This window comes from Kurthia gibsonii (genome assembly GCF_006539985.1).
GTDB lineage: Bacteria > Bacillota > Bacilli > Bacillales_A > Planococcaceae > Kurthia > Kurthia gibsonii.
Genome location: NZ_BJOB01000001.1, coordinates 35238 through 59964, shown reverse-complemented (window position 1 = coordinate 59964; position 24727 = coordinate 35238). Strand labels below are relative to the sequence as shown.

Sequence of the window (24727 nt, the reverse complement as noted above, 5' to 3'; positions counted from 1 at the left end):
TTTACTTTTTGTACATTTTTTCTTCTACAGCTTGTAGAAGTTCCCCTTTTTGTACTTGCTGTTCTTCTTTTGGTTGTACGTCTTCCTCTACCGCTTCTTCTGTTACCTCTGTCTTTGTCTGTTTTTCCACATTGTCACCCTCTTTTGATATGCATCCAGTCAGTAATAATATGGTAACTGCTGTTAAACCCATTATATTCTTCAACCTCTATTCACTCCATTTATATCTATTATGTTTCTCTTTTATGTCGTCGTTTACGATGCCAAGGCAATTTAAATAAATTAAATAAATTCACCTTTTCCTTATTTTATGTCCTAATTATGCTATGCTAATGAAGTTATTTTGAGAAAAAGGAGCCTGTCTATGACACAACAAGAAAACAAAACACCCTATGGTCTACTCATTTTCTCTTTAAGCCTACTTACATTCGTATTAGGTACAAGCGAATTTGTGATTGTCGGAATTTTAACTGATATTTCTTCTAGTCTTCATATTTCAAATGCACAAGCAGGTACACTCGTTTCTGCATTTGCCTTTACTTTTGCCATTACTACACCAATCGTTATGGCACTTACAAGTCACTTTAAAAAACGTCCTTGGATGCTACTGTTAATTTTAGCTTTTGTTCTATTTAATACATTATCCATTTTTGCAACAAGCTATACCGTCCTACTCGTACTTCGTATGCTGACAGCAATCGTTACAGGTGTGTTAATCTCGTTAGCGATGGTCGTAGCCAATGAATCGGTTCCCGAACACAAGCGTGGCATGGCCATCTCATTCGTATTCGGTGGCTTTACACTAGCGAATGTGATTGGCGTTCCCATTGGTACATTACTTGCTGGACACTTTTCTTGGCACGTAACATTCATCTTAACCGCTTCACTCGGTTTAGTTGCGTTCATCTTTGCACAGCGTTTATTACCGCATAAACTCAGTCAGGAGAAAGGTTCCATTCGTGACCAATTCGCACTACTTGGTAACAGTCGAATTCTAATGGCATTCTTTATTCCAGCTCTTGGCTTTGGCGCTACGTATGCCGTATTCACGTATCTTGTACCAATTTTAAAAACATTAGATATTCAAAATGAGTCCATCAGTCTCGTATTATTTGGTTATGGTGTCATTTCAATCTTTAGTAATATTCTTGCTGGAAAGATTGCTAGTCATCGTCCAATCGCCAGACTGCGTATCGTCTTCTTTATTCAAGCACTTGTATTAATCGCAATCTACTGGACAACTGCTTCGTTACCACTCGCTTTAGTTAATATTGGATTGATGTCACTCATGTCGATTCTCTTAACGACTTCAACTCAGTTATATTTAATTGATTTAGCAAAAATTTATCAGCCGAGCGCAACAGGTCTTGCAGCTTCTCTCATGCCTGTCGCAAGTAATGTAGGGATTGCGATGGGTTCTGCAATTGGCGGATTTGTCTATCACGCAAGCTCGCTAACATTCATTCCATTTGTAGGTGGTGTTCTTGCGATTCTAGCATGTATTTTAACGAGTATTAGTTATCGATTGGATCAGAAATCAAAATAAAAAATTTTTTACGAAAAAGAGGACTTTTTTAAATAAGCTACGAGCGTCATAAGATATAAATAGAAATTAATATAAACCGTTAAAAACATAAAAGATTCACCCTGTAAAAAATTAAAAATAAGCAGTGAATAGATCATCGATATGATGGATGCAACTAAAAATCGACCTTTTTTCGCTAGATGATACTGCCACACAATAAAAATCATTGAGTATAAAAATACAACATAAAACATGGGATGCAACTCCTTATGTAAAAAGCGAAGTCACTCAATTTTGAATGGCTTCGCTTTTCTTTGTTTAAATTGCTCTTGTTTCGTGTTTTAACCAAGCTCGTTCTTCTTCATTTAAATATGGAGAAAGTTTGGCATATACTTCTTCATGGTATGCATTTAACCATTGCTTTTCAGCTTGTGTTAGTAATTCTACTGCGATTGCATCTACTTCAATTGGGCAGTATGTGATGGTATCAAATGCCATGAATTGACCAAATTCCGTTTTTTCTGCTTCTACTACAACTAACATGTTTTCTATACGAATGCCATGTTTTCCTTCTAAATAGATCCCTGGTTCGTTCGTCAAAATCATGCCTGTTTCTAACACAACGTGATTGTTGTTGCGAATACTTTGTGGTCCTTCATGTACATTTAAGAAGAAACCAACGCCATGTCCTGTACCGCACTTATAATCAATTCCTTCAGCCCAGATTGGTTGGCGTGCTAATACGTCTAAATTACCACCTGTTGAGCCATGCAAGAACTTCACTTTACTTAGTGCGATAAAACCTTGTAATACGAGTGTGAAATGGTGTTTTTCTTCATCTGTTAAAGTACCTAGCGCAATTGTACGTGTAATATCCGTCGTACCATCATAATATTGACCACCTGAATCGACTAAGAATAATCCTTGTGCTTCTAATGTCTTTTGAGTCGCTTCCTCTGCTTTATAATGCATCATCGCTGCGTTCTCTTTATATGCCGCAATTGTATCAAAGCTTGGCTCTACAAAGTCAGCCTGTTCACGACGGAAGTCTTCTAATTTTTGTTCTGCTGCGATTTCGGTAATGTTCCCAGATGCCACTTCTTCTTTTAACCATTTAATAAAACGAACCATCGCTACGCCATCACGTAATTCACATGCTTTGAAGTTTTCAATTTCTACATCATTTTTAATCGCTTTTAATGTTGTTGTTACATCTGTTTTGGCGATGCGTTTAACAGCTGTTGGAATGGCTTCATCTAAAGCATAATTAATGCGTTGGTCATCATATAACATGACTGCATCTGTTGGTAACTTTTCAAGTGTTGCTGTAGTTTCTTCATATTCTTTAACCTCAATACCATCTGCTTCTAAAACTTCTTTCACATCTTGTGGTAATTTTTTAGAATCAATAAAAATGGTGCAATTTGTATCGGTAATCAACACATTTGCTGTCACTACAGGGTTATTTGGAACATCTGTCCCGCGAATATTTAATAACCATGCAATATCATCTAAAGAAGCAACAAGATAATGTGTTGCCTGATGTTTTTTCATCTCAGCACGTACTTCTGCTAATTTTTCTGTACGTGATTTCCCTGCATACTTCACGTCATGAATATAAGCTGGTGCATCTGAAATCGCTGGACGATCGATCCATAGTTGACCAATTAAATCGTCTTTTGCATGAATTTTCATCTGCTTAGCAGCTGTATCCTTTTTCATACGCTCTACTAATTGTGTTGAGAATACGCGACCGTCAAAACCAATTGTCGCCTGTTCTTTTAAAACATCCGCTAACCATTCTGTATAAAAAGGTACTTCAGGATCTGCCATACGGAATAATCGAATGCCTGAACCTGCTAATTGTTTTTCTGCTTGAATATAATAACGCCCATCTGTCCATAGCCCTGCGTCATCTAATGTAATTACGACCGTACCAGCAGAACCTGTAAAACCTGAAATCCATTCACGACTCTTCCAATAATCTGCTACATACTCTCCTTGGTGTGCATCAAAACTTGGAATAATATACGCATCCAATTGATGTTCTTTCATTAATTCTCTCAGTTGTGCTACGCGTTCTTTAATCATTTTCATTTGTCCCCCTATCAAAATTACTTACCTCTCTATTTTGAACAAAAAAAGTTATTTTGTGAACCAAAGAGTGTTGAATATTTAAAAAAATCGAACATTATTTGATTTGTTATGTCATTTTCATTTAGGGTATAAGTAAATAACGCTATATTCGAGGAGGATTTTTATGAAAATCATTGTATTCGGTGCTACTGGAGGCGTTGGACGTCATGTAGTCAATCAAGCACTTCAAGCAGGTTATGAAGTGACTGCTTTTGTACGTGACTTAACAAAATTACAAATCGAAAATGACCATCTTCATGTCGTACGCGGTGACGCGACAAATGCAGAAGAAGTATCTGCTGCAATTGCAGATCATGATGCCGTTGTTTCTTGTCTCGGCTCAAATAAGATGGTGGCGAAGTCTACACAATTAGAAGAAATGACCCAACACATTGTAGCTGGTATGGAAGCACATCACGTGAAGCGAATCGTCTATACCGCTTCTGCTGGAATCAATAATGAACTACCGGGTGTAGGTGGCAAAATGGTGATGAAAATGCTTCAAAATGTTTTAACTGACCATCGCCACGCTGTTGATTTGATTCAAGCACATAAAGACTTACAATATACGATTGTTCGTCCACTTGGTTTGACGAATGATGACTATACAGGAGCATATCGTGAAGCAAAAGAAGGCGTACCAGAGAATGCACGTAATATACCACGTGCTGATGTCGCACACTTTATTTTAAAAGCCTTAGATGACGACACATATATCGGTGAATCGGTAGGAATTGCACAATAATAAACCATAAAAAAGTCCGAAATTGCACTTATAATGCGACTTCGGACTTTTTCATTATTGTGCTTCTAAATATTGAATAACTTCTTTTGCAACTGCAGCACCTGAAGAAGGATTCTGACCGCTTACGAGACGTTCATCTGCTACTGCAAATGATGCCCAGTCATCTGATTTCACATACTGGCCGCCACGTTCTTTTAACGCGTCTTCTGTTAAGAATGGTACTACTTCTGTTAATCCTACAGCTTGTTCCTCTGTATTCGTAAATCCAGTTACTTTTTTATCTTTAATTAAATAGTCACCTGTTGCAGTTTGAATATTTAATAAGCCGACTGAACCATGACATACAGCCGCTACTACGCCGCCTTTTTCATAAATGGCACTCGCTAATTTTTGAAGGTGTGCATCTTCTGGGAAGTCCCACATTACGCCATGACCACCTGTGTAATAAATTGCATCATACTCGCTTGCATCTACTTCACTCGCAGCCATTGTTGTACCTAAACGATTTAAAAATGTAGGGTTCGTATAGTAAGACCAATCTAGTTCAGACATTTGATCTGCTTGAAGACTATGTGGATCAAGTGGTGTATAACCACCTTTAGGACTTACATAATCTACTTCATATCCTGCTTTTGTTACTTCTTCTACGAAGTGAACTGCTTCTGCTAACCATAATCCTGTAGCACGCGCTTGGTTTGGATATTTTGATACATTCGTTACGACAACTAAGATTTTTTTCATTATACATACTCCTTTTTTCTTGATATGCTTCATAATACAAGTTAAACCATACTTTAAGTCAAGGCGGACGATTCATGTACTCTATTAGACAAGCTTCAGAATTAACACAAGTGCCTGCAAGCACAATTCGCTACTATGAAAAAATTCAACTACTCCCTTTTGTTCAACGTGATACAAAGGGTAATCGAATATTCACAGAGAAAGAAATCGAATTACTCAACTTAATTCGCTGTTTTCGAACGCTCGGTATGTCCATTCAGACAATCCAGCAGCAAATTCAAACATTTGAATCACAACATGCAGAATTAAATGTGCAAGCAATTTTGCAACAACATAAACAAACATTAGTTGAGCAAATTGACATTCTTCAAACTTATATTCAAGAAATTGATACAAAAATTGAATAAATGAGTATCTATAAAAAACGCATATGAAATTGCGTTTTTTTTTATAAATTTCTCATATGACTTTCAATTTGTAACAACCTCTTTTGTTGTTTTCCCTCTTTTTTCTCCATAGAACCAAATTCAAAAAACTTTATCTTTTTAATACCGACGAATTGAAATAGTGCACGCTTCATCAAAATTTTATGTGCATTATGCAGCTAAATAAATGGAGAATGTGTTGGTCCTTTCATTGTTGAAATACAAATAGCTGATTTTCCTTTTAATAACCCCTCTGCAAATAATCCCTTTGTATCTCGATATGCAAAGTTTGCAGAAAATAATTTATCAATATATCCCAATAACATTGCGGGTGGTCTTCCCCACCAAATTGGATAAATAAAAATCAGTTGATTCGCCCATTTAATTTGCTCCCTGTATTTCTCTAAATCTGGGTCTTTATATAAATCTCTTCTTCGTTTTTCTTTATGGAAATCTAATACTGGATTAAAATTTTCAGCATATAAATCGAGCACTTGTACTTCATGTTTTTGAGAATGATCATGCAGCCCTTTTAATGTGTGTTGTAAAAATGACGCATTTAAACTTTCGTGATTCGGATATGTGTACACAATTAAAATATTCATTCTACACCTCTTTTAGTTATCATTTGATAACTAAATATAACTTGCAAAGTAATTAGTTGTCAAATGATAATTGTTTTTAGATAAGTTATTTGATATGTTTTTTTAAAGGAGTGTCTCTTATGAACGAAAAAACCTTATTTGAAAAAGTTATTTCCTTTACATCTGCTGTACATTTAACCACACAACAACTCACAAAGGATGTAAAAAATGAACATCTAACAGCTGTTCAATATGCTATTTTAGAGTACATTACAGTGAGCCAACCGGTAACACCAAGTGAAATTAGCGAATGTCTCCATATTTCTCTACCGAATACAAGTCGTGAATTACGAAAATTATTAGAACAAAAATGGATTATAAAAGAAACCGATGCTGTGGATCGTCGAAAACAAGTAATTTCATTATCTACTGAAGGTACAAAAATGATGTCTACTTCTTTTCAAAAAATCGAACATAAATTTCAAAAAAGAATCGAGCATTTAACTGCTGCCGAAAAGTTTGAACTTGAAAAAGCACTTGATTTACTACAACAAAAATTATTTTATGACTAAAAAACAGCCCTTTCTTGAACCAAAGGGCTGTTTTTTTATATCTATTATGTGTGCAATGTTTTACTAATTTTAATGGTAACGGTTGTCCCTTCATTGATTGTAGAATCAGTCGTCACACCGTACGTTTCTCCGTAGTACAGTTTAATACGTTCATCCACATTTTGAATGCCGACACCGCCTAGTTTTGTTTGTTTTTTCTCTTGTATTTCATCTAGAGTAGATGTGTCGAATCCTTCTCCATTATCCTCTACATAAAAGGTTAAATCTTCTCCTTCATCTTTTACATAGATTCGAATCTCACCTGTATGCGAAAGACCTCGAATCCCATGATACAAGGCATTTTCAACAATCGGCTGTAATAAAATTTTTGACATTTGAATAGAAGCAAGTGACGGTTCACACTCAATTGTGTAATTAAGTTGATCACCATAACGCTCTTTTTGGGGTAGCGTCAGGAAAATGCGGATTTACAACGATAAGGAATTTCCAATATAAAAAGCCTGATTTCCCATCACCTAAATTGAGAAATTAAGCTCTTTTTTCGTTACTCCATAAACAGCATTCTATTACTGAATATGTAATTTACTTCGGGATAACAGGGACCCAGAGTTCGTGTCTTGGTTTATGCTTCGGACCGTAATAACATTCTATACACGGTAAATTTGCAAGTTCATACTCGGAGGTAGGGACCCACTCGGAATATAAACGTTTCCATGCATCCACTATGTTCGGAAAAACTGCCCATGTACTTGCGGGAATAATAAGCGTCTCCATATTTTCTGGGGATTCCCCATCGTATCTTACGCCCATGAAATAGGAAAATTGTTCATCTGTTATGGCAGCTTCTTTTCCGCAAACCCCCAGAAGGCTTTCAAGCGTGCATTTTGGATTTTCCCATGACATATCTACTAGTTCTTGCATAAATCCATCTTTTTTCGCAGTGTTCCAAAGCGTAGGGATTGTTTTAAATGCTCTGCTTGTTTTTACTGGCTTACTTTTTCCAACAATTCTTAATTCAAAATCAAGGTTTTCAATTCTGTACTCCATCTCGGTATCTCCTTTAATAGAAATTTGAAAGGAAATTCTGGGAAAGGCTTTTAACTGTACCCCTCTATTACGAGCATTGGAAGGGGTTACTCCATGCATTTTTTGAAAAGCACGTGAGAAAGTATCAGAAGAAACATAACCATATTTAATTGCCACATCAATGATCCGAATATCACTTTTTTGAATTTCAAATGCTGCGAGTGTTAACCGTCTACGTCTAATATATTCTGATAGCGATATACCTGAGATTGAAGAGAACATTCTTGAAAAATGAAACTCAGAACAATTAGCTGCTTTTGCAATCTCTTTGTAGTCTATTTCTTCATTCAAGCTATTTTCAATGTAGTTTAACGCATTGTTCATTCTTTCTAGCCAATCCATAAGTTTACTCCCTTTCAATATTTACTTTAAAACAAAATAGATAATAATTGCCGACATTTCATGCCTAAAAATGTTGGTATCAAAAAATAAACCTTTTGATAGAATCAGGACAAACTATTTGTTTCCTTCCGATAGCCTTCTATATAATGAAGCCCTAGACACATTAGTAATTTCGCAAATTTGATTTACAGTCATACCGCCTTCTTTATATAGTTTTACTGCATATTTCATTCCTGCGTGATTTTTATGATATTTCTTTAAACGACCCTTAAACTTCCCTTCTTTCTTAGTCAGCTCAATCCCTTCTCGTTGACGCATACGGATAAGATCTCGTTCTAATTGGTTCACACTAGCCATTACTGTAATTAAGAATTGGCTATATGGATTATCCTCTGATAAATCTAGCCATGTATCCTTGAGTGATTTTAAGCTTGCCTTTTTCCTGCGTATTAAATCAATCAATTCAAATAAGTTCTGCGTACTCCGAGTGATCCGAGTTAAGTCTGTAACATAAATAATATCATTATTTCCCCACCCATCTAAAATATATACTATTTTATACATTATAAGGTCTTTTTAACTAGAACTAAAGATGTATTGTATATACTTTTTAATATTTCCACTATTTTTAAATGATTTATTGATTTACATTATAAATCTTTTTTTATATTTTATGGTAAAATAAGATGGAGGTGGTGAATAATATGAATTTTAAACAACTATCACTCGGTAAAAAAATTATCTTAATTACAACTGTACTCGCCCTTATTTCTTTATTTTTACCGTGGGTTGAATTAGGTATTTTAAGTGCTTCTGGTTTCCAACAAGGTGGATATCTTTTTTTAATTGCTTTTATTTATCCAGTTTATTGTGTTCTCAAGAATACTTATATAAATAAAGTTGGCGGACTAGTTTGTGGAATCGTAGCATTAATCGCTTCAATTGCTTATATTAGTTCAAAATCAGACGAAATATTTGGGACTGCCATTAATGTAGCTGGTTCAGGTGCATACCTATTTTTAATCTCAACAATCGGATTAATTATTGGTGTCATTTTAGATAAGAGAATTTCATAATAACAGAAATTAAAAAACTCTATAAAAATAAGGCTCACATTTTATTGTGAGGCCTTATTTTTTTCATAATTTATTTTATTTAAAAACTTATTCTACACGATCTAATTCAAATAGCTTATTGTATTTCTCATAAATTGATGTAATTTGTTTTAAAGCATTTTTTTCATTTTGTGACAATGTATGATCATTATAGTACTCATTACCCTCTAAACGGTAAATTGTTTTTTTAGAACTAGCCATATCCATAAAGACATCTGTATCTTCTTTTACAGGGTAATCATACCATTCCCAAACGCCACCGCCTGAATTATCACGGCTCCAAATTTGTTCTGTATAAAGAGTATGTTTATCAGAATCTGTTTTCACTACTATTTTATCTTTTGCAAATAACCAATCATCACCTGAATAACTAAATCGTACGAATTCTACCATTTTAGGACGACTACTTTGTTCTACGTAACTTTCAGCATCTAGAATATCACCTTGTAAAGATAGATAAGGGTATGATTGATAAATAGTGCGATCGTTTGTTAAGTACGAGTTGTAATACCATGTTCGATCTTCTACTTCATCTTTTTCGAATTGTAGTTTTGATAACTCAGCAACAATTTCTTTACCAATTGCTAATTTCTTTTTATCATTTTTCTCTGATTGCTCTGTATAATCTTTGTACTCTTTTTCAGATTCTTTCGCGATATCCTCTGCTGATTTTTTTTGTTCCTCTGAAGATGCTTCTTTTTGATTTTTATCTTCAGTATCTTCACTTAACGCACCAGATATTATATTGAGAACTAATAGAACGATAAAGACACTAAATGTTATCTTTAATCTTTTAGCCCATACTTTAACTTGTGATTCTAAATCAGATGATTTTTTTGCTTTTCTTTTTTTAACTAAGAATACAATTAATACGATAATTAAAACTAAAACAGATATTGTATATAAAGATGTAATCATTTTCTTCTCCTTGCATTTTTTATGTAATTTAACCTTAACAAAAAAGTACTATAAAATTCATTACACATTAAATAAACGAGCTAAATTAGGTTTATTTTAATGTTTTTTTTGCAAAAATTACATTTTTATGATTTTCAAGAAGTGTTTTTTTGATTTTTTATAGAGATTTTCATTATTTTTCTAAAAATAAATCCATTTTAAAAATAAATTTATGTACTTTGTACTAAGTACATATTAAACTCTTTAATTTTCTTCGTTGTTTCATTTGAGAATGCAGTAACGCGATGAATCATGTCGTTGATGTCCTTTAATTGATCCTCATATGCATATTGTTGTTCTGCAAGTTCATAAGCTTGTTTTGCTAATATGCCTAACTGACTTTTTTGCTCATTCGTAAACGGTAATAAGGGGACTCTCGCCACATAACCTGAGGTCACCATATTTGAACGATTTAAAATACCACGTACTAAATAGGTGACTAACTCTGAATTGAGGTAAGCTAGTAACCACCAAACATCTTCATCCTCACAAATAATATTCGCGTTCACACCATATGTCACATTTTTAGGGAGACGACTCGCTGTAAAAGCTACACCCATTGAAGAACAGGTAATACCAGATTGATAGAGAAGTTGTTTATTACGCACATTAAACGTTGGTATCAATCGATCAAATTCTAAAAAATCTTCATGTAAATAAAGTCGAACTGGTGCGTAGAAGCGGTGACTTCCCGGATTTTTATAAAATGGAATTGTAAACGGTGCACGTTTTTCTTTTGATAAATAAAGTGAGTCTTTTCCTGTCGAGATCCCTGTCACACAATCAAACTGGTCACCTATTCGCTCATATTGAAAAAGCTTTTTAACCTCCACAGGACTATCGATCATCCACTCCGCATAGTCTTTTTCATCATTCAAAATTAATTCATCTAACGTATGTGTGTTCACTTCTCCATTCATAAATTCAGTCAGCTGTTGTTGCAATTGTTCTGTAAAAGCAGCTGTTGAAATTGGTCGGTTTTTTGCATAGACGCCCTTTTGATAAGACGTTCCTTTTTGTAAAATGATGATACTTGTTCTTACGTCTGCCGATTGTTCATGAAACAAGTCTGTTGGACACATCGTAATCTCATGAATCGTACATGTTTCCAATATCTTTCTGCGTAAATTCTGATGCATCTTTGCTGTAAAGAAAGAATCGTATGTAATAAATCCTAGTACTGCACCGTCTTTCGCTACATCAATTAAAGCCGATATGAACATGCTATACATATTGTGTACGCCTACATCGGAAAATAATACTTTCAATTCTTTTTTATTCTTTTGAATGTAATCGACTTCGTGGCAATTATAAGGAGGGTTCGCAATATAGTAATCATAGTGAAGTGGTTCTAGTTGTTCTCTATATACATCAATAAAATTCATCTGTGTAAATGTGCAACTATACGTTTCTTCATGTCGAAAAATATCTATACCGTCCACTATATAACCATCTGCTAAGAAATGCGTGATTAATTCTTCCTTCCCCACACAAGGGTCCAATACAGTTCGTCCATTTGGTTGAATCATGCGAAGTCTGTCCGTCAGATAACGCGCTACGAAGTCAGGTGTGTAGTAATAGCCAAGCTCTCGTCGGTCCATCTTCTCTACTTGTAAAACTTTCGAACCTCTCCCCAAGATACTCTCCTCCTTTTCTTTTATTGTACATGAAAAAATGTAGCCTTCTCTTGCAAAGAAGACTACATATATCATTAGTTATAAAATAAATTATCAGTTGGATAGATTGGATCGTTCGTTACGTCCATCCCTAAGTTTTTCAATGTTTGCTCATTCTCACGATTTAAAATAACTGTTGAATGCGCCTGTGTATCTTGTAAGTTTGGTAATTGCTTATAAGCTAACTCAGACGTTGGATTTGTTACTGCGCTAATTGATAAAGCAATTAATACTTCATTCGCCATTAATGTCGGTACACGACTATTTAGCTCATCTGTTTTTAAGCGTTGAATCGTTTCTAAAATCATTGGTGATAATAGTTTAATTTCATCTGAAATATTCGCTAATTTCTTCAAGCTATTTAAGATGGCTGCAGCTGATGCATCCATTAACTTTGTTGTACGTCCTGTAATCATTTCACCATTCGGTAATTCTACAGCGATTACAGCTTGTAAATGTGTGCTACCTTCTTGTTCCTGTAATTGCTTCGCATATTCACGTGCAGGCAATACTGGCGCACGATCTTCTTTTTTCAAATTCGTTTCTTCTAAAATTACTTGCATGTGACGTACGCTATCTTCATCAGCTAAACCTTTTTTATAATCATTCTCTACGCTAAAGCTACGACGAATGATTTCTTGGCGTGCTGCTTCTTGTACGATTTCATCGTCTGTAATTCCTGATTTCAGACGGTTTACACCCATATCTGTTGGTGATTGATACACTGATTCTTTCCCTGTAATACGCTCAATAATACGTTTAATGACAGGGAATGTTTCCATATCACGATTGTAGTTTACAGCGACTTTTCCATACGCTTCATAGTGATAGTTATCAATTAGGTTCACATCTTTTAAATCGACTGTTGCGGCTTCATATGCGATGTTCACAGGATGTTTTAAAGGTAAGTTCCAAACAGGGAACGTCTCAAACTTCGCATAACCCACTTTATTACCTAAGCGATGTTCATGATACATCTGATTCAAACAAGTCGCTAACTTACCACTAGCTGGTCCTGGAGCTGTTACAACGACGATTGGCTTCGTTGTTTCGATATATGGATTCTTCGCAAATCCTTCTTCTCCGATGACTTCTTCTACATTCGTTGGGTAACCTTTGATTTGGCTATGTGTGAATACACGAATACCACTACGCTCTAACTTCGTCATAAATACTTTTGCTGTTGGTTGCCCTTCATAACGCGTTAAAAGTACGCTATTCACTGAAATACCATATGCGCGGTACTCGTCGATTAAACGCAGTACATCTTGGTCATAGGTAATCCCGTAATCTTCACGTACTTTATTACGCTCGATATCTCCTGCATATACACAAATGATAATCTCTGCATTATCTTTTAATGTGTTCAATAATTTGATTTTCGCATCTTCATCAAATCCTGGTAACACACGCTTCGCATGCTTATCTCCGATTAATTTCCCACCAAATTCTAAATATAACTTATCATACTGTTCCACTCGTTCTAAGATATAAGCAGACTGTTCTTGCAAATACTTCTCGATATCAAATCCAACTTTTTTCATTTGATTTCTGCGCGCCCTTTCTCTCAAGCTCTTTCCTCAAATGGTTACCCATTTCGAAAGAATGCTCACTAAAATACATCTTTTATCATTATAAGGCTTTCAAAAAAATAGACAAAGGAAAAATGACACAATCTAAAAAAACGATTACTATATGTTATAGTCAAAGAATATTAAAAAGAAGGTGATTCATATGATTCAAACAGCTGAAATAACAACAACACCAATATCCGGACTCTATTCAGAACATATCTTTGATGCACCCATCCATACAGAACATTGGACATGGGTAAAATTCGAAACTGATTCTTATGACACATTTTATGGTCAGTTCAAAGGTGAACCTAGACAAATCGCCATCTCCAATGAAAATGACTGTTGCTATGTATTAACTGATCTTTTACTTTATGAAATTAACCGCAAACAACCCAGACAATTCACTACACTCAATTATGATGATGTAGGTGGCTTACTTCGAAACGTTACACTCACACCATCTGGTCAAGTTATGTTATCCGATTACTATACTATTTTCATCTCCAAACAAAAAAATTTAGATACTTCAAAGGAATTTGAACAACAAATCACCCCTATTGAAACGTCTATTATGATTGACTATATTGAATTTAAAGAATGGAATAACCATTTACTCTCAATTCATGCACTAGATTTTTATACACAACAACCTGTTCAGCTCACGTTTAATGCACAAACAAATGAAATCACACAAATTATTTAGAAAAAAACTCAAATAAAGCTGAATAATTTAATATATGTGCTGGACTTTATTTTTTCATTTTAAACAATGTGTATGCATAATAGCGCGTGCTGCGTGGTAGCCACTTAATGCTGATGATAGTGTTCCTGGTCCTGGAAAGGCTTGTTCACCTACAATATAGAGCTGTGGCAAAGGTGAACGAACACTTTTCGGTTTTGTAATAGCATTTCGAACAGTTAACGGGAAACCACCGACACTCGTTTTTCCCATATATTTTTTATACGTTAACGGGGTTCCAGATTCCTCATAAATTAAATAATCTTTTATATTGATTACTTTTTGAATCTCCTCAAACATCGCATCCGTTATTTGCTGTTTAATCGCTTTATATGCATCTTTTGATTCCTTTCTCCATCCATCTTCATTCGCATGAATAGAAATCGTCATCATGATTTCTTTTGGTACCTTCTCACCTTGATCGTCGTAAGCAGGTTGAAACGTTGCATATACAGGTCCATGAACATCTGAAAATAATACTGTTTGCTCTTTACTCGGCACAATTTGAAGCGCAAAAGGAAGCGGTCTTCCCTGTAATTCCTGATGCCAGAATGAATCTTTTAAAAGTGCATCTACACGAAAGGCTCCCCAAGAAAATGAATCTGAATCGGCGTAGCTTGTGCCCTTGCCGAATGAAACTCCTGTGTTATTAATAACTATGTCGAATTCACCACTTCGCTTTCGACTTGTCACATGCCACTTTTTCTGTTCATATGTCAGCTCTTTTACCGTCGCTGCTAAAATGAGCTCACCGCCAAGCTCAACAATACGCTCGGCTAGTAATTCGCATAATTGCCCCATACCTTTTTCAATATAGAAACTGCCACGTCTATAGATTGCCAATGCTAAGCTAGAAGGGAGTAAAGCAGCCTCTGTACAATCTGTCTGTGCTGCATCAATCAACTGACGAAGCGGCTCATACGATTCTAAATGGTATTTGCGTAATAAATCCTCCACCGTCCACGTCGCATAGCGCGCCAAATGTAACATCGCTTTTGGATGTGTTAGCGCATGACTTGGTAACTTTCCTAAATCATAAGGACGACTAATCGGCATCGAGACACCCGTAGCTGTTACACCGTACACATATTCACTAATCTGCTCAAGTTTTTTCCAAAAAGCCTGCACATCTTTTTGATGTTCTGGCAGTACCTGTTGCAATTCTTCATCCCATCTTTTTTGATTTTGATAAATCGAAATTCGACGATCTGATAAAATGATATCCATTGGATGTTGCAACAATTGGAATGGCAAATCAAGTTGAAGTTCTTTTATTAAAGTATCGAGTAACCCCTGTTCTTCCAACCCAAAAGCAATCGTCGCACCTGTAGGAAACGTGCGCCCTTTTCGCACATACGAACCCGCCGAACCACCAACTTTTGTAGCCTTTTCAAGAACCGTCACCTGATATCCCTTCTTCGCCAAAAAAGCACCAGCCATCAAGCCACCAACACCCGCACCAATAATACAAACCGTTTTACCCAAGAGGAACCTCTCCCTTTCCAAGACATCGATTCATGTAATTGTTTTCATGTTTATTAAATCACAGATGAGATGTAGAGATAAAGAAAAGCCCCTTCAAAACGTATAGTTTTGGAGTAGGCTACGGTGGTGAGCTTTACTATAACAAATATCAGTGTTTTTTTATTTCTTAACTTAGTTAATATATAATAAACAGTAAGAGGTGATATAGTATGGATGTTCCTATTTATAGATTCCCAGACATGATAGATTATTTTGACCGTAAAGGAATTACATATAATTTAACACATGATGAAATCATATCTTTTTTATCTAAAAATAATTACTTTTTTAAACTCATATCTTATCGAAAAAACTTTATTAAAAACCATAAAGATCAATATACAAATGTATCGTTTGAATTATTAAGTGATTTATCTGCGTTAGATATGCAATTACGATATCTTCTAATGAAAATGTCTTTAGATTTAGAACATCGAATTAAAACCGTTATTCTTGCTGAAATTACCGAGAATTTAAACGAAGACGGTTATTCTATTATGGATCAATTTATTTCAACTTCAAAAAACCCTACTAAAAGAAAAAAAGATATACTCGGTTATTCGAAGTATTCTAAATATAGCTCTTCACTCTATGAAAAATACAAAACGCATACACCTGTATGGGTTGCATTTGAAACAATGTCTTTCGGAACACTTATAGATTTCATTGAATTTTATTTAAAGTATAATACGGAGTCGAGTTACCATTATTTAAGTAATAATTTATACGCTGTTAAAAATATTAGAAATACAGCTGCACATAGCTCCTCACTTTTAAATGATATTGTAGGTAGTAAGGAGAAATTTAACAACACTCAACTTGTTACTGAATATGTTTATAAAAAAATTCCAAACAAAACCTCTGCTAAAAGGAAATTAAATAATCTAAGAATCTATGATATGACTGTTATTTATATTATCTACGAGCGATTAATGCCCAAAGGTAGAACTAAAATGGAAAGAAAAAAAGAAATTTATAAGTTTTTAGTTCGTGCTAGAAAAGAAAATAATTTATATATAAAACACAATCAACTTAATTCTATATATGCTTTTTTCTGTAAGATTATTTTATTAAAGCAAGAAAACTTGCATTCAAGTACATTTTAAACATATAATAAAGTACATGAAAAAATCCACAGGCGATTTGTAAAGGTCGATTTTCTTTTTTAGAAAATCGACCTTAGTTTTTTTCTTCGTAATATTAACTTTAAATAACCTACTCCTGTTTCTTATCAAAAAACAAACTACCAACTACAACAATAGGAAAGTAATTGTCCCCTTCCATTCCCTTTTATATCCCTTTCTCTATATAAAAAAGATAACCTATGATGGCGATCTATAATGTAATTACACACAAATTTCAACTCATTTTATCCATATAATAGTATGTAATTTATCCTTAAAATAAAGTATAGTTAGTATTTAATAAAACAATCCATGAATAAGGATGTGGCAACATGCGTATTAATAAATATATAAGTGAATCTGGGAAGACTTCTAGACGAGGCGCTGATAAATTAATTACCGAAGGCCGAGTTAAAATTAATGGTAAACGTGCAACTATAGGTAGCCAAGTTGAACCTGGGGATGAAGTTGAAGTAGATGGAAATATTGTCCGAGTGGCACGAAATAATGTCTATATTGCCTTAAATAAACCTGTAGGCATTACGAGTACAACCGAAAAAGGTGTAAAGGGAAATATTGTTGATTTAGTCAACCATCCATTAAGAATATTTAATATTGGACGTCTGGATAAAGATTCAGAAGGCTTAATACTTATGACGAACGATGGTGACATTGTAAACGAAATTCTGCGTTCTGAAAATAGACATGAAAAAGAATATATCGTTTCAGTAGATAGACCCATTACGCCTGAATTCTTGAAGAAGATGTCGGAAGGTGTCAAAATATTAGGCACAACAACCCTTCCATGTGAAGTCGTTCAACTATCAAAATATGATTTTAAAATCATTTTAACACAGGGATTAAATCGTCAAATTCGCCGTATGTGCGCTGAATTAGGCTACGAAGTTTACCGATTACAAAGAATCCGCATCATGAACATTGAATTAGGCAAACTTCCTCCTGGTCAATGGAGAGATTTATCTAAAAAAGAGCGAACTCAACTATTTAGAGAATTAAACTATGAACCAAAAGAATGGTAGAAATATTGGAATATCAAGTTCTACCCACGCCCTCAGTAACCACACTTACTTGTGATGACAGTAAGTGCGGTTTTTTGCGTCAACGTATATAATAGAGTTAAGGTGGTGATAATATGCTTGAAGAAAATCTTAAAAAACAGCTAATCAAAGTAATTCAAAATAAAATAAACCCAGCTTTCATCATTTTATTTGGATCGTTCGCAAAAGGCACGAATCGCATTGATAGCGATATTGATTTAGCTTTTTTTAGTAAAGAGCAGTTATCATCTTATGAACGTTTTTTACTAGCAAGCGAATTAGCTGAAATTGCTGATCGTGAAGTTGATTTAGTCGACCTTAAACAAATTGATACCGTGTTCACGATGCAAATATTTTCACAAGGAATACCGATTTATATTCAAGATGAAAATGAATTTACACGCCAAAAAATGCGTGCTTATAGTATGTATGCAACATTAAGTGAACAGCGTGCTGGTGTGATTGAAAGTATTAAAGAACGAGGAAGTGTTTTTGGCGATGAATGATGTAATCTTAAATAAAATAACTACAATTGAACGCTGTGTAAACCGAATTCATGAGGTTTACGAAGGCAACTCTGAAAATTTAAAAGACTTTACAAAACAAGACAGTATCATTTTAAATATTCAACGTGCATGCGAGGCAAGTATTGATTTAGCGATGCATATTGTTAGTGAACGTAAACTAGGTGTTCCGAAAGCAAGTCGTGAAGGCTTTAAGCTATTACAAGAAGCTCATATAATTGATTCATCGTTAGCGAAAACATTAATGAATATGGTTGGTTTCCGAAATATTGCGGTACATGACTATCAAGCGCTAAAGGTTGACATATTAGAAGCTATTTTAGATAAGCATATTGATGATTTTAAACAGTTTACTCAAATCATGTTACAGTTAGAAATATAAATCCATATTTATTAAAAAGACTGTTAAATCTTTTTATCTATCACTTTATTCTTTGAAGCTGCTTTTTTATTTTGTCTCTTTTTTTCTAACAATGTATTTATTAGAAAATTAATTATCATAAACAACTTATGTTTTAATTATACTTTTTACGACTTTCAATTACCTCCAACTCATTTCCCAATTAATTCATTTCAATCTTCCAAATTAAAAGGTGTACTATTGATAAACCACCTTACATAATTTGTCGTATTCTAATGTTTCATTATCTTGTACTAATGTACGCATAAATCCCCCATTTTCATCAGCAAATAAAATAGATGAAGCAACTACAATTTCATCAAGTGTTTCTAAAATATCTTATGGAATAAGTACTTCGTCTATTTCTTATTTACAGAAACTAAATGTTTCGTATCTAATTCCATCAATGGATACATTATTGTCTGTATATCGCTTAAACTTATTCAGGAACATATAAATGGGTTATATCCTCTTAAAAATAACCTTTTCTTTTAATGAAATGAACTTGTCGTCGTCAACAATAATATGCTCAAGGAGTTCAATCTCTACTATTTTTATCTGCTTCTACAAGATATTCTGTTACGTCAATATCTTCTGAGGTTGGTGTAGGAATTACCTGAGCAGTGTGGATGGCAACAAATTATTAAAGATGCGTTACTAAGCTAAGGATGGCTGTTTTCATGGCTTCACATGGATGTACGATGCTGGATTGATGCTGCCTATGTGAACTGTACTGGTGTTTGTCGGTTCTTTGTGTCAAGACATGCTACGACAAAGTGTTCTCTGTCTACTTATTCAAGGTAGTCTCGAAAATGTTCGTAACTATCTTGTGAACTTCGTACTCTACGTTGTTTGTAAAGTATACTTGATTCTTTTAATAATTTAATAGATAAACCATTTATTCTTTTCGCTAAATGCATATAGCTAACCTACTAAAAAATATATTCACAGTAATATTAAATGCTTATTTTTCAATTTATTAACAGAACTATAGGCTATTATTGTACAATTAAACTAATATTAATTAGACGAGGTGTAATCTATGACTGAAATAACTACATATACTTTTGAACCTAGTGTTAACCCAAGTAGAGAATTTCTAGAAATTGCATCAGATTTTTCAAACCCTTTAGATATTATACGTGAAGCAATTAGTAACTCATTTGATGCTAAAGCCCAAAATATATATCTGTTGTTTGAAATTGCAACCATTAAGGGACGCAAAAAACTTAAAATTACTATTAGAGATGATGGGGAAGGCATGAACGAAGAAAGTATTAGATCTTTCTTCGATTTAGGCAATTCTTCAAGACGTGATATAAAAGACTTCGATACTTCTCTAATTGGTGAAAAAGGTCATGGTACTAAAATTTATTTTAATTCTGATTATGTAAATGTAAATACAGGAAAAGATGGTATGGAATATACTGCACTAATGATTGATCCATTAAGTGCATTGTACGATAACAAACTTCCTAATATCGAAGTTACAGTACAAAACAAAGAATTTAAAGGAACATATATAGAAATAATTGGTTATAACAATGACGAGAGATCTGTTTTTACTCATGAAAAAATGAAAGACCATATCTATTGGTTCACAAAATTTGGTTCATTCGAAAATATTTTTGATGAAAATTGCTCGTATAATGATATTAAAATTCATCTAAAGGGTTTAGACAGAAACGAAGCTGAAACACTAAACTTTGGGCACATATTCCCTGATGAGTCAGAAAGCCTTGATAAATTACTGGAAGAATATTTATCTGATGCACCTGATTATTTTGTAAAAAAATTAACTTATGAAGGAACATTAGAAAAATTTCCTGACATTGAATTTCAAGCAGTATTTTATATTGAAGGTAATAAGGCAAAACAAAAATACAACCCTATGATTAGAAGAAGTGGTTATAAAGCCCCTGATGGTGCATATAAAGTTCAAGATCGTTATGGAATTTGGCTTTGTAAAGACTTCATACCTGTTCAAAGAAAAAATGATTGGATTACTAAAAAAGGGTCTGAATATACAAAATTCCATGCTTTCTTTAACTGCCAAGATTTAAAATTAACAGCCAATCGTGGTTCACTAGATAATACATCTTCTGATATACTAGAAGCTATTCAAAATAAAATTGTTGAAATCTATAATGGTATCATTAATAGTAGTTATTGGGAAGATTTAGAATATCTTGAACAAAGTTCATATGCATTTCAAAGTGACAAGAAAGAAGAAAAAAACTATGAGATGCGAAAAAAATATATTCTACAAAACAAAGTTGCAGTTTTAGAGAATCATATTTTACGAGAACCTCGTCAAGAACATGGAGTATTTGCTTTATATCATACTATAGACATTATAAAACCGGACTTTTTCCCATTCGAAATTGTTGACTATGATACTCACGCTGGGATAGATGTACTAGCTCATTTAAGAGAAGGTAGCGTTAGTTTAGAAAAAGATGCTTTATTTTTTATTGAATTTAAACATATTTTAAAAAATTCATTTAACCACTCTTTTAAAAGATTATATGGAATCGTATGTTTTAAAACTGAACTTAAAAATAACGATATAGTTGTGGATGCTTTTGATACTTGTCGAATATTCAGATGTTATCCTAAAGATGCTAATACACCATTTACACAATACTTTTTAGAAGATGAAAGACGTTCTCATAAAATAGAAGTCATTATCCTAGAAGAATACCTGTATGATCGTTTAAATATTAAATTTGCTAAACAAAAAATGTGAAATTTTAGGCTAGCTATTAGAAAATAGCTAGCCTAAAAACCCCCTCACTTGTGATACGGTTCACCTTTCATGATCCTAAAGCTGCGGTAAATCTGTTCGGTCAGGACGAGTTTCATGAGTTGGTGAGGGAGTGTCATTTTTCCGAACGAGATTTTGGTGTCGGCGCGTTTGAGTACGTCGTCATGTAGTCCGAGTGATCCGCCAATGATGAAGATGATTTTGCTTTGTCCATAGGTTAAGAGGTTCTCAATCTCTTTTGACATCTCTTCAGATGTACGTTGCTTTCCGTCAATTGCGAGTGCAAAAATGTAAGCATCTTGTGGTACTTTGGCTAAGATGCGTTCTGCTTCTTTTTTCTTCACAATCTCCATTTCTGCTTCACTTAATTGTTCAGGTGCTTTTTCGTCCGCTACTTCAATTAAGTCTAACTTCGTATAACTACCCAGACGTTTCGCATATTCATCAATGCCCAACTTCAAATACTTTTCTTTTAATTTTCCAACTGAAATGATACTAATCCCCACGTATTCGTCACTCTTTTCCTTTATTTGTTAGTGAGTTATCCACAAAACTTATACACATATCCACAAAACACCCTATATGTTGTAGGCGATTATTTGTTCCCTACAACATATTCTGCTGGGGCTTCACAGTATGCACATGATGTGGACAACTGTTCGCTTTCTTCTAGCTTATTTAAAATTGGAAAATCTTTTTCCTTTTCTAGGAACACATCAATCGCATGTCCTGTATGGTTTTCACAGCATTTAATCTCCATAATCTAACATCCTTTCTATTTTCAGAATTTATAAAAAGTTATACACAATTCACATTTTTTATCCACACATCATTGTAACAAACAAAAAAGACTGTCGCAAAGTGTATCCACACTTTCTACGACAATCTCTTTTGAAGTTATCCACATTACTTAGAAATCGTACTTGTTAGTTTCATCGTTTTCGTTACAAGTTTACCGTCTTGATAAGCTTTCACTGTAACTGAATCGCCCACTTTTTTACTGTATAGAATTTTACGTAATTCAACCGAGTTACCGACTTTTTGTCCATCCATCTCAACAATTACATCGTATTGTTTAATACCTGCTTTTTCAGCAGCTGAACCATTTTCAACTTGTGCCATGACAACGCCTTCTGTCACATCTTCAGGCAATTTTAATGTTTCTTTTTGATAGAATGCAGGTACTTCTGTTAAGTCGATTAACGATACGCCCATCGCCGGTCTTTGTACTTTACCTTTCTCTTCCAACTCACTGATGATTGGAATTACTGTGTTACTTGGAATGGAGAATCCTAAACCTTCAACTGTAGATTGTGAAATCTTCATTGAGTTAATACCAATTACTTGTCCTGCTAGATTGATTAACGCACCACCTGAGTTACCTGGGTTAATCGCTGCATCTGTTTGTAATACTTCCGCATTCCAGTCTGCATTACCATCACCATTAATATCCATTGGTACTGTTCGTTCTGTACCTGAGACAACACCTGTTGTTACAGAGCCGTATAAATCTAAACCAAGTGGGTTACCAATCGCAATCACTGTTTCCCCTTGTTTTAGTTTATCCGAATCACCAAATTTCGCTACTGTTGTGGCATATTTTTCATCCATTGAGATAACAGCTAAGTCTGTCCATTGATCTGTACCAACTAATTTTGCTTCTACTTTTTTATTGTTTGGTAATGTTACTTCTAAACGATCTGCATCTTCTACAACGTGATTATTCGTTACGATGTATGCTTTACCGTTCGCTTTTTTATAAATAACCCCTGAACCACTGCCTGATTCTTCTGTTGTGCTTGAATCACGGTTATCTGTGCTTCCACCAAATGCACCACCGAAGATATCACTCGCTGTTTGGCGTTTTTGAATATTTGTAATCCCAACAACTGCATCCTTCGTCTTATCAACAGCTTTTGTGACATCTGTCGTTACTTCTGTGGATAGTTGTTCTGTTTGTACGGGGGTCTTTGTATTATTACTTCCTGTATTCGAGATAGAAGGTACAATCAACCAGACAAGTAATGCACCGACAATTACACCGATTAAACCCGTGAAAAAGTAGCCTACTTTACTTCCCTTTTTTTGTTGCCTTCTTCCATGTTCTGTATCATCATAGTATCCCATTTGTTTGCCTCCTCTATTCTTTTGTTATCTTTACTATACCTGCCAAACATGAAAATTAGATGAAAATTGCTTTAAAATACCCTCAAAATTTCATGATATCTCATTTATTCCCCTTCTCGAATAGATAAAAACTATTTCTTCAAAATATAAAAAAAACACTCGCAGATTACGATGGTTCTCTCTTCGATTAAACACGTACTAACTTTGTTGGCTCTTCTGCATCCGTATCATGTAGATGAATAAATTCACCTGGCATGATGCCAACAGATTGCAGCGTTTGTGCCACACTAAGTCTTGCTAAATCTTTCATATTGTTATCTTTACTTAGATGCGATAAGTAAATGTGCGTATCTTTTTCAAATACCACATCACTCATTGCAATTGCCGCATCTTCATTACTCACATGCCCCACATCGCTTAAAATACGACGTTTTGTAGACCACGGGTATGAGCCCATCTGCAACATATTCACATCATGGTTACTTTCGAATACGAATGCATCTGCTCCGCGTATAATCCCCTTCATACGGTCACTCACGTAGCCTGTATCCGTAATCACTGCTAACTTACGACCATTCTCATGGAATGTATAAAACATCGGATCTGCGGCATCATGTGACACACCAAACGATTCAATCTCTAATGTTCCAAAAGCCTGAACCGTCTCCATATTGAATTGAAAACGCTGGTCTAATGGAATATTCCCAACAGATGGTGTCATCGCTTGCCATGTCTTCTCATTCGCAAAGACCGGCACATTATATTTACGTGCTAATACCCCAACACCTTTGATATGGTCTGAATGTTCATGTGTGACAAGAATACCTGATAATTTTTTAATATCGCGATCAATTTTGGCAAATAGCTGCTCCATCTTTTTACCTGTCAGCCCTGCATCTACGATGAAAGCTTGATCGCCACTTTCAACATAGACAGCATTACCCGTACTACCACTCGCCAATACACTAAACTTCATGTGAAAG

The 24727-nt window shown here is 34.5% G+C and carries 24 protein-coding genes and 2 pseudogenes; 11 read left to right on the top strand and 15 right to left on the bottom strand.

Annotated features, from left to right (window positions below; genetic code table 11):
* Position 1 precedes the first annotated feature (1 nt).
* A complete protein-coding gene (locus KGI01_RS13995) occupies positions 2-205 on the bottom strand; it encodes a hypothetical protein (protein ID WP_255314682.1) in 204 nt (67 codons plus the stop codon).
* Positions 206-364: 159 nt separating this feature from the next.
* Between KGI01_RS13995 and KGI01_RS00295 the strand changes: the two genes are divergently transcribed.
* Positions 365-1546 carry an MFS transporter gene (locus KGI01_RS00295; RefSeq protein WP_141272327.1) on the top strand — a complete coding sequence of 394 codons (1182 nt, stop codon included), beginning with the start codon at positions 365-367 and terminating at the stop codon, positions 1544-1546.
* A gap of 297 nt (positions 1547-1843) precedes the next feature.
* On the opposite strand, the gene KGI01_RS00290 is transcribed toward KGI01_RS00295, so the two are convergent.
* A complete protein-coding gene (locus KGI01_RS00290) occupies positions 1844-3616 on the bottom strand; it encodes an aminopeptidase P family protein (RefSeq protein ID WP_141272325.1) in 1773 nt (590 codons plus the stop codon).
* A gap of 169 nt (positions 3617-3785) precedes the next feature.
* On the opposite strand from KGI01_RS00290, the gene KGI01_RS00285 reads away from it, so the two are divergent.
* Positions 3786-4406, top strand: coding sequence for an NAD(P)-dependent oxidoreductase (locus tag KGI01_RS00285; RefSeq protein WP_141272323.1), 621 nt, complete (start codon positions 3786-3788; stop codon positions 4404-4406).
* A 54-nt stretch (positions 4407-4460) separates the two neighbouring features.
* Here KGI01_RS00285 and KGI01_RS00280 read toward each other — a convergent pair whose 3' ends face one another.
* On the bottom strand, positions 4461-5147 hold the full coding sequence (locus KGI01_RS00280) for a type 1 glutamine amidotransferase domain-containing protein (RefSeq protein ID WP_141272321.1): 687 nt from the start codon (positions 5145-5147) through the stop codon (positions 4461-4463).
* 74 nt (positions 5148-5221) lie between these two features.
* Between KGI01_RS00280 and KGI01_RS00275 the strand changes: the two genes are divergently transcribed.
* Complete coding sequence (locus tag KGI01_RS00275) at positions 5222-5554, top strand: MerR family transcriptional regulator (protein WP_141272319.1); 333 nt, start codon at positions 5222-5224, stop codon at positions 5552-5554.
* A gap of 41 nt (positions 5555-5595) precedes the next feature.
* Here the strand turns inward: KGI01_RS00275 and KGI01_RS00270 are convergent.
* Positions 5596-6177 (bottom strand): annotated as a pseudogene (locus KGI01_RS00270) (NAD(P)H-dependent oxidoreductase).
* Between the two features lie 119 nt (positions 6178-6296).
* Between KGI01_RS00270 and KGI01_RS00265 the strand changes: the two are divergent.
* Positions 6297-6728: a MarR family winged helix-turn-helix transcriptional regulator gene (locus tag KGI01_RS00265; RefSeq protein ID WP_141272317.1), complete on the top strand. Its 432-nt coding sequence runs from the start codon at positions 6297-6299 to the stop codon at positions 6726-6728.
* Between the two features lie 44 nt (positions 6729-6772).
* On the opposite strand, the gene KGI01_RS00260 is transcribed toward KGI01_RS00265, so the two are convergent.
* From KGI01_RS00260 to KGI01_RS00250, 3 genes and pseudogenes are all read right to left on the bottom strand, one after another.
* On the bottom strand, positions 6773-7102 hold the full coding sequence (locus KGI01_RS00260; RefSeq protein WP_141272315.1) for a sensor histidine kinase: 330 nt from the start codon (positions 7100-7102) through the stop codon (positions 6773-6775).
* Between the two features lie 208 nt (positions 7103-7310).
* Positions 7311-8156, bottom strand: coding sequence for an AraC family transcriptional regulator (locus KGI01_RS00255; protein WP_010731423.1), 846 nt, complete (start codon positions 8154-8156; stop codon positions 7311-7313).
* A 114-nt stretch (positions 8157-8270) separates the two neighbouring features.
* Positions 8271-8681 (bottom strand): annotated as a pseudogene (locus tag KGI01_RS00250) (recombinase family protein); the annotation flags it as partial.
* A gap of 179 nt (positions 8682-8860) precedes the next feature.
* Between KGI01_RS00250 and KGI01_RS00245 the strand changes: the two are divergent.
* Complete coding sequence (locus KGI01_RS00245; protein WP_141272313.1) at positions 8861-9232, top strand: hypothetical protein; 372 nt, start codon at positions 8861-8863, stop codon at positions 9230-9232.
* An 87-nt stretch (positions 9233-9319) separates the two neighbouring features.
* Here KGI01_RS00245 and KGI01_RS00240 read toward each other — a convergent pair whose 3' ends face one another.
* The 3 genes from KGI01_RS00240 to KGI01_RS00230 form a co-directional block, all read right to left on the bottom strand.
* Positions 9320-10189, bottom strand: a complete 870-nt coding sequence (locus KGI01_RS00240; protein WP_141272311.1) for a hypothetical protein — start codon at positions 10187-10189, stop codon at positions 9320-9322.
* 209 nt (positions 10190-10398) lie between these two features.
* Positions 10399-11865, bottom strand: coding sequence for an N-6 DNA methylase (locus KGI01_RS00235; RefSeq protein ID WP_218026231.1), 1467 nt, complete (start codon positions 11863-11865; stop codon positions 10399-10401).
* Positions 11866-11939: 74 nt separating this feature from the next.
* Positions 11940-13448 (bottom strand): DUF1846 domain-containing protein, encoded by a 1509-nt coding sequence (locus KGI01_RS00230; RefSeq protein ID WP_141272307.1) that lies wholly within the window; start codon positions 13446-13448, stop codon positions 11940-11942.
* Positions 13449-13638: 190 nt separating this feature from the next.
* On the opposite strand from KGI01_RS00230, the gene KGI01_RS00225 reads away from it, so the two are divergent.
* Positions 13639-14184 (top strand): hypothetical protein, encoded by a 546-nt coding sequence (locus KGI01_RS00225; protein ID WP_141272305.1) that lies wholly within the window; start codon positions 13639-13641, stop codon positions 14182-14184.
* A 54-nt stretch (positions 14185-14238) separates the two neighbouring features.
* On the opposite strand, the gene KGI01_RS00220 is transcribed toward KGI01_RS00225, so the two are convergent.
* Positions 14239-15705, bottom strand: a complete 1467-nt coding sequence (locus KGI01_RS00220; RefSeq protein WP_141272303.1) for a phytoene desaturase family protein — start codon at positions 15703-15705, stop codon at positions 14239-14241.
* Between the two features lie 209 nt (positions 15706-15914).
* Between KGI01_RS00220 and KGI01_RS00215 the strand changes: the two genes are divergently transcribed.
* The 5 genes from KGI01_RS00215 (at position 15915) to KGI01_RS00190 (ending at position 21599) form a co-directional block, all read left to right on the top strand.
* Positions 15915-16850, top strand: a complete 936-nt coding sequence (locus KGI01_RS00215; protein WP_141272301.1) for an Abi family protein — start codon at positions 15915-15917, stop codon at positions 16848-16850.
* Positions 16851-17200: 350 nt separating this feature from the next.
* Positions 17201-17908 carry a 23S rRNA pseudouridine(2604) synthase RluF gene (rluF, locus tag KGI01_RS00210; protein ID WP_068456946.1) on the top strand — a complete coding sequence of 236 codons (708 nt, stop codon included), beginning with the start codon at positions 17201-17203 and terminating at the stop codon, positions 17906-17908.
* A 113-nt stretch (positions 17909-18021) separates the two neighbouring features.
* Entirely contained in the window at positions 18022-18432 is a 411-nt protein-coding gene (gene mntA / locus KGI01_RS00205; protein ID WP_141272298.1) for a type VII toxin-antitoxin system MntA family adenylyltransferase antitoxin, read from the top strand.
* Positions 18425-18832, top strand: coding sequence for a type VII toxin-antitoxin system HepT family RNase toxin (hepT, locus tag KGI01_RS00200; protein ID WP_141272296.1), 408 nt, complete (start codon positions 18425-18427; stop codon positions 18830-18832). Before mntA ends, hepT begins: the two co-directional genes overlap by 8 nt.
* A 1060-nt stretch (positions 18833-19892) precedes the next feature.
* Positions 19893-21599: an ATP-binding protein gene (locus KGI01_RS00190; RefSeq protein ID WP_141272294.1), complete on the top strand. Its 1707-nt coding sequence runs from the start codon at positions 19893-19895 to the stop codon at positions 21597-21599.
* Between the two features lie 44 nt (positions 21600-21643).
* Here the strand turns inward: KGI01_RS00190 and rlmH are convergent, their stop codons facing one another.
* The 4 genes from rlmH to KGI01_RS00170 all read right to left on the bottom strand — a co-directional run bounded on the left by rlmH (position 21644) and on the right by KGI01_RS00170 (position 24720).
* Positions 21644-22123: a 23S rRNA (pseudouridine(1915)-N(3))-methyltransferase RlmH gene (gene rlmH, locus KGI01_RS00185; protein WP_141272292.1), complete on the bottom strand. Its 480-nt coding sequence runs from the start codon at positions 22121-22123 to the stop codon at positions 21644-21646.
* A gap of 89 nt (positions 22124-22212) precedes the next feature.
* Entirely contained in the window at positions 22213-22377 is a 165-nt protein-coding gene (locus KGI01_RS00180; protein ID WP_082701495.1) for a CxxH/CxxC protein, read from the bottom strand.
* A 146-nt stretch (positions 22378-22523) separates the two neighbouring features.
* On the bottom strand, positions 22524-23744 hold the full coding sequence (locus tag KGI01_RS00175) for a S1C family serine protease (RefSeq protein ID WP_141272290.1): 1221 nt from the start codon (positions 23742-23744) through the stop codon (positions 22524-22526).
* Positions 23745-23931: 187 nt separating this feature from the next.
* Entirely contained in the window at positions 23932-24720 is a 789-nt protein-coding gene (locus KGI01_RS00170) for an MBL fold metallo-hydrolase (protein WP_141272287.1), read from the bottom strand.
* Between the last annotated feature and the right edge of the window lie 7 nt (positions 24721-24727).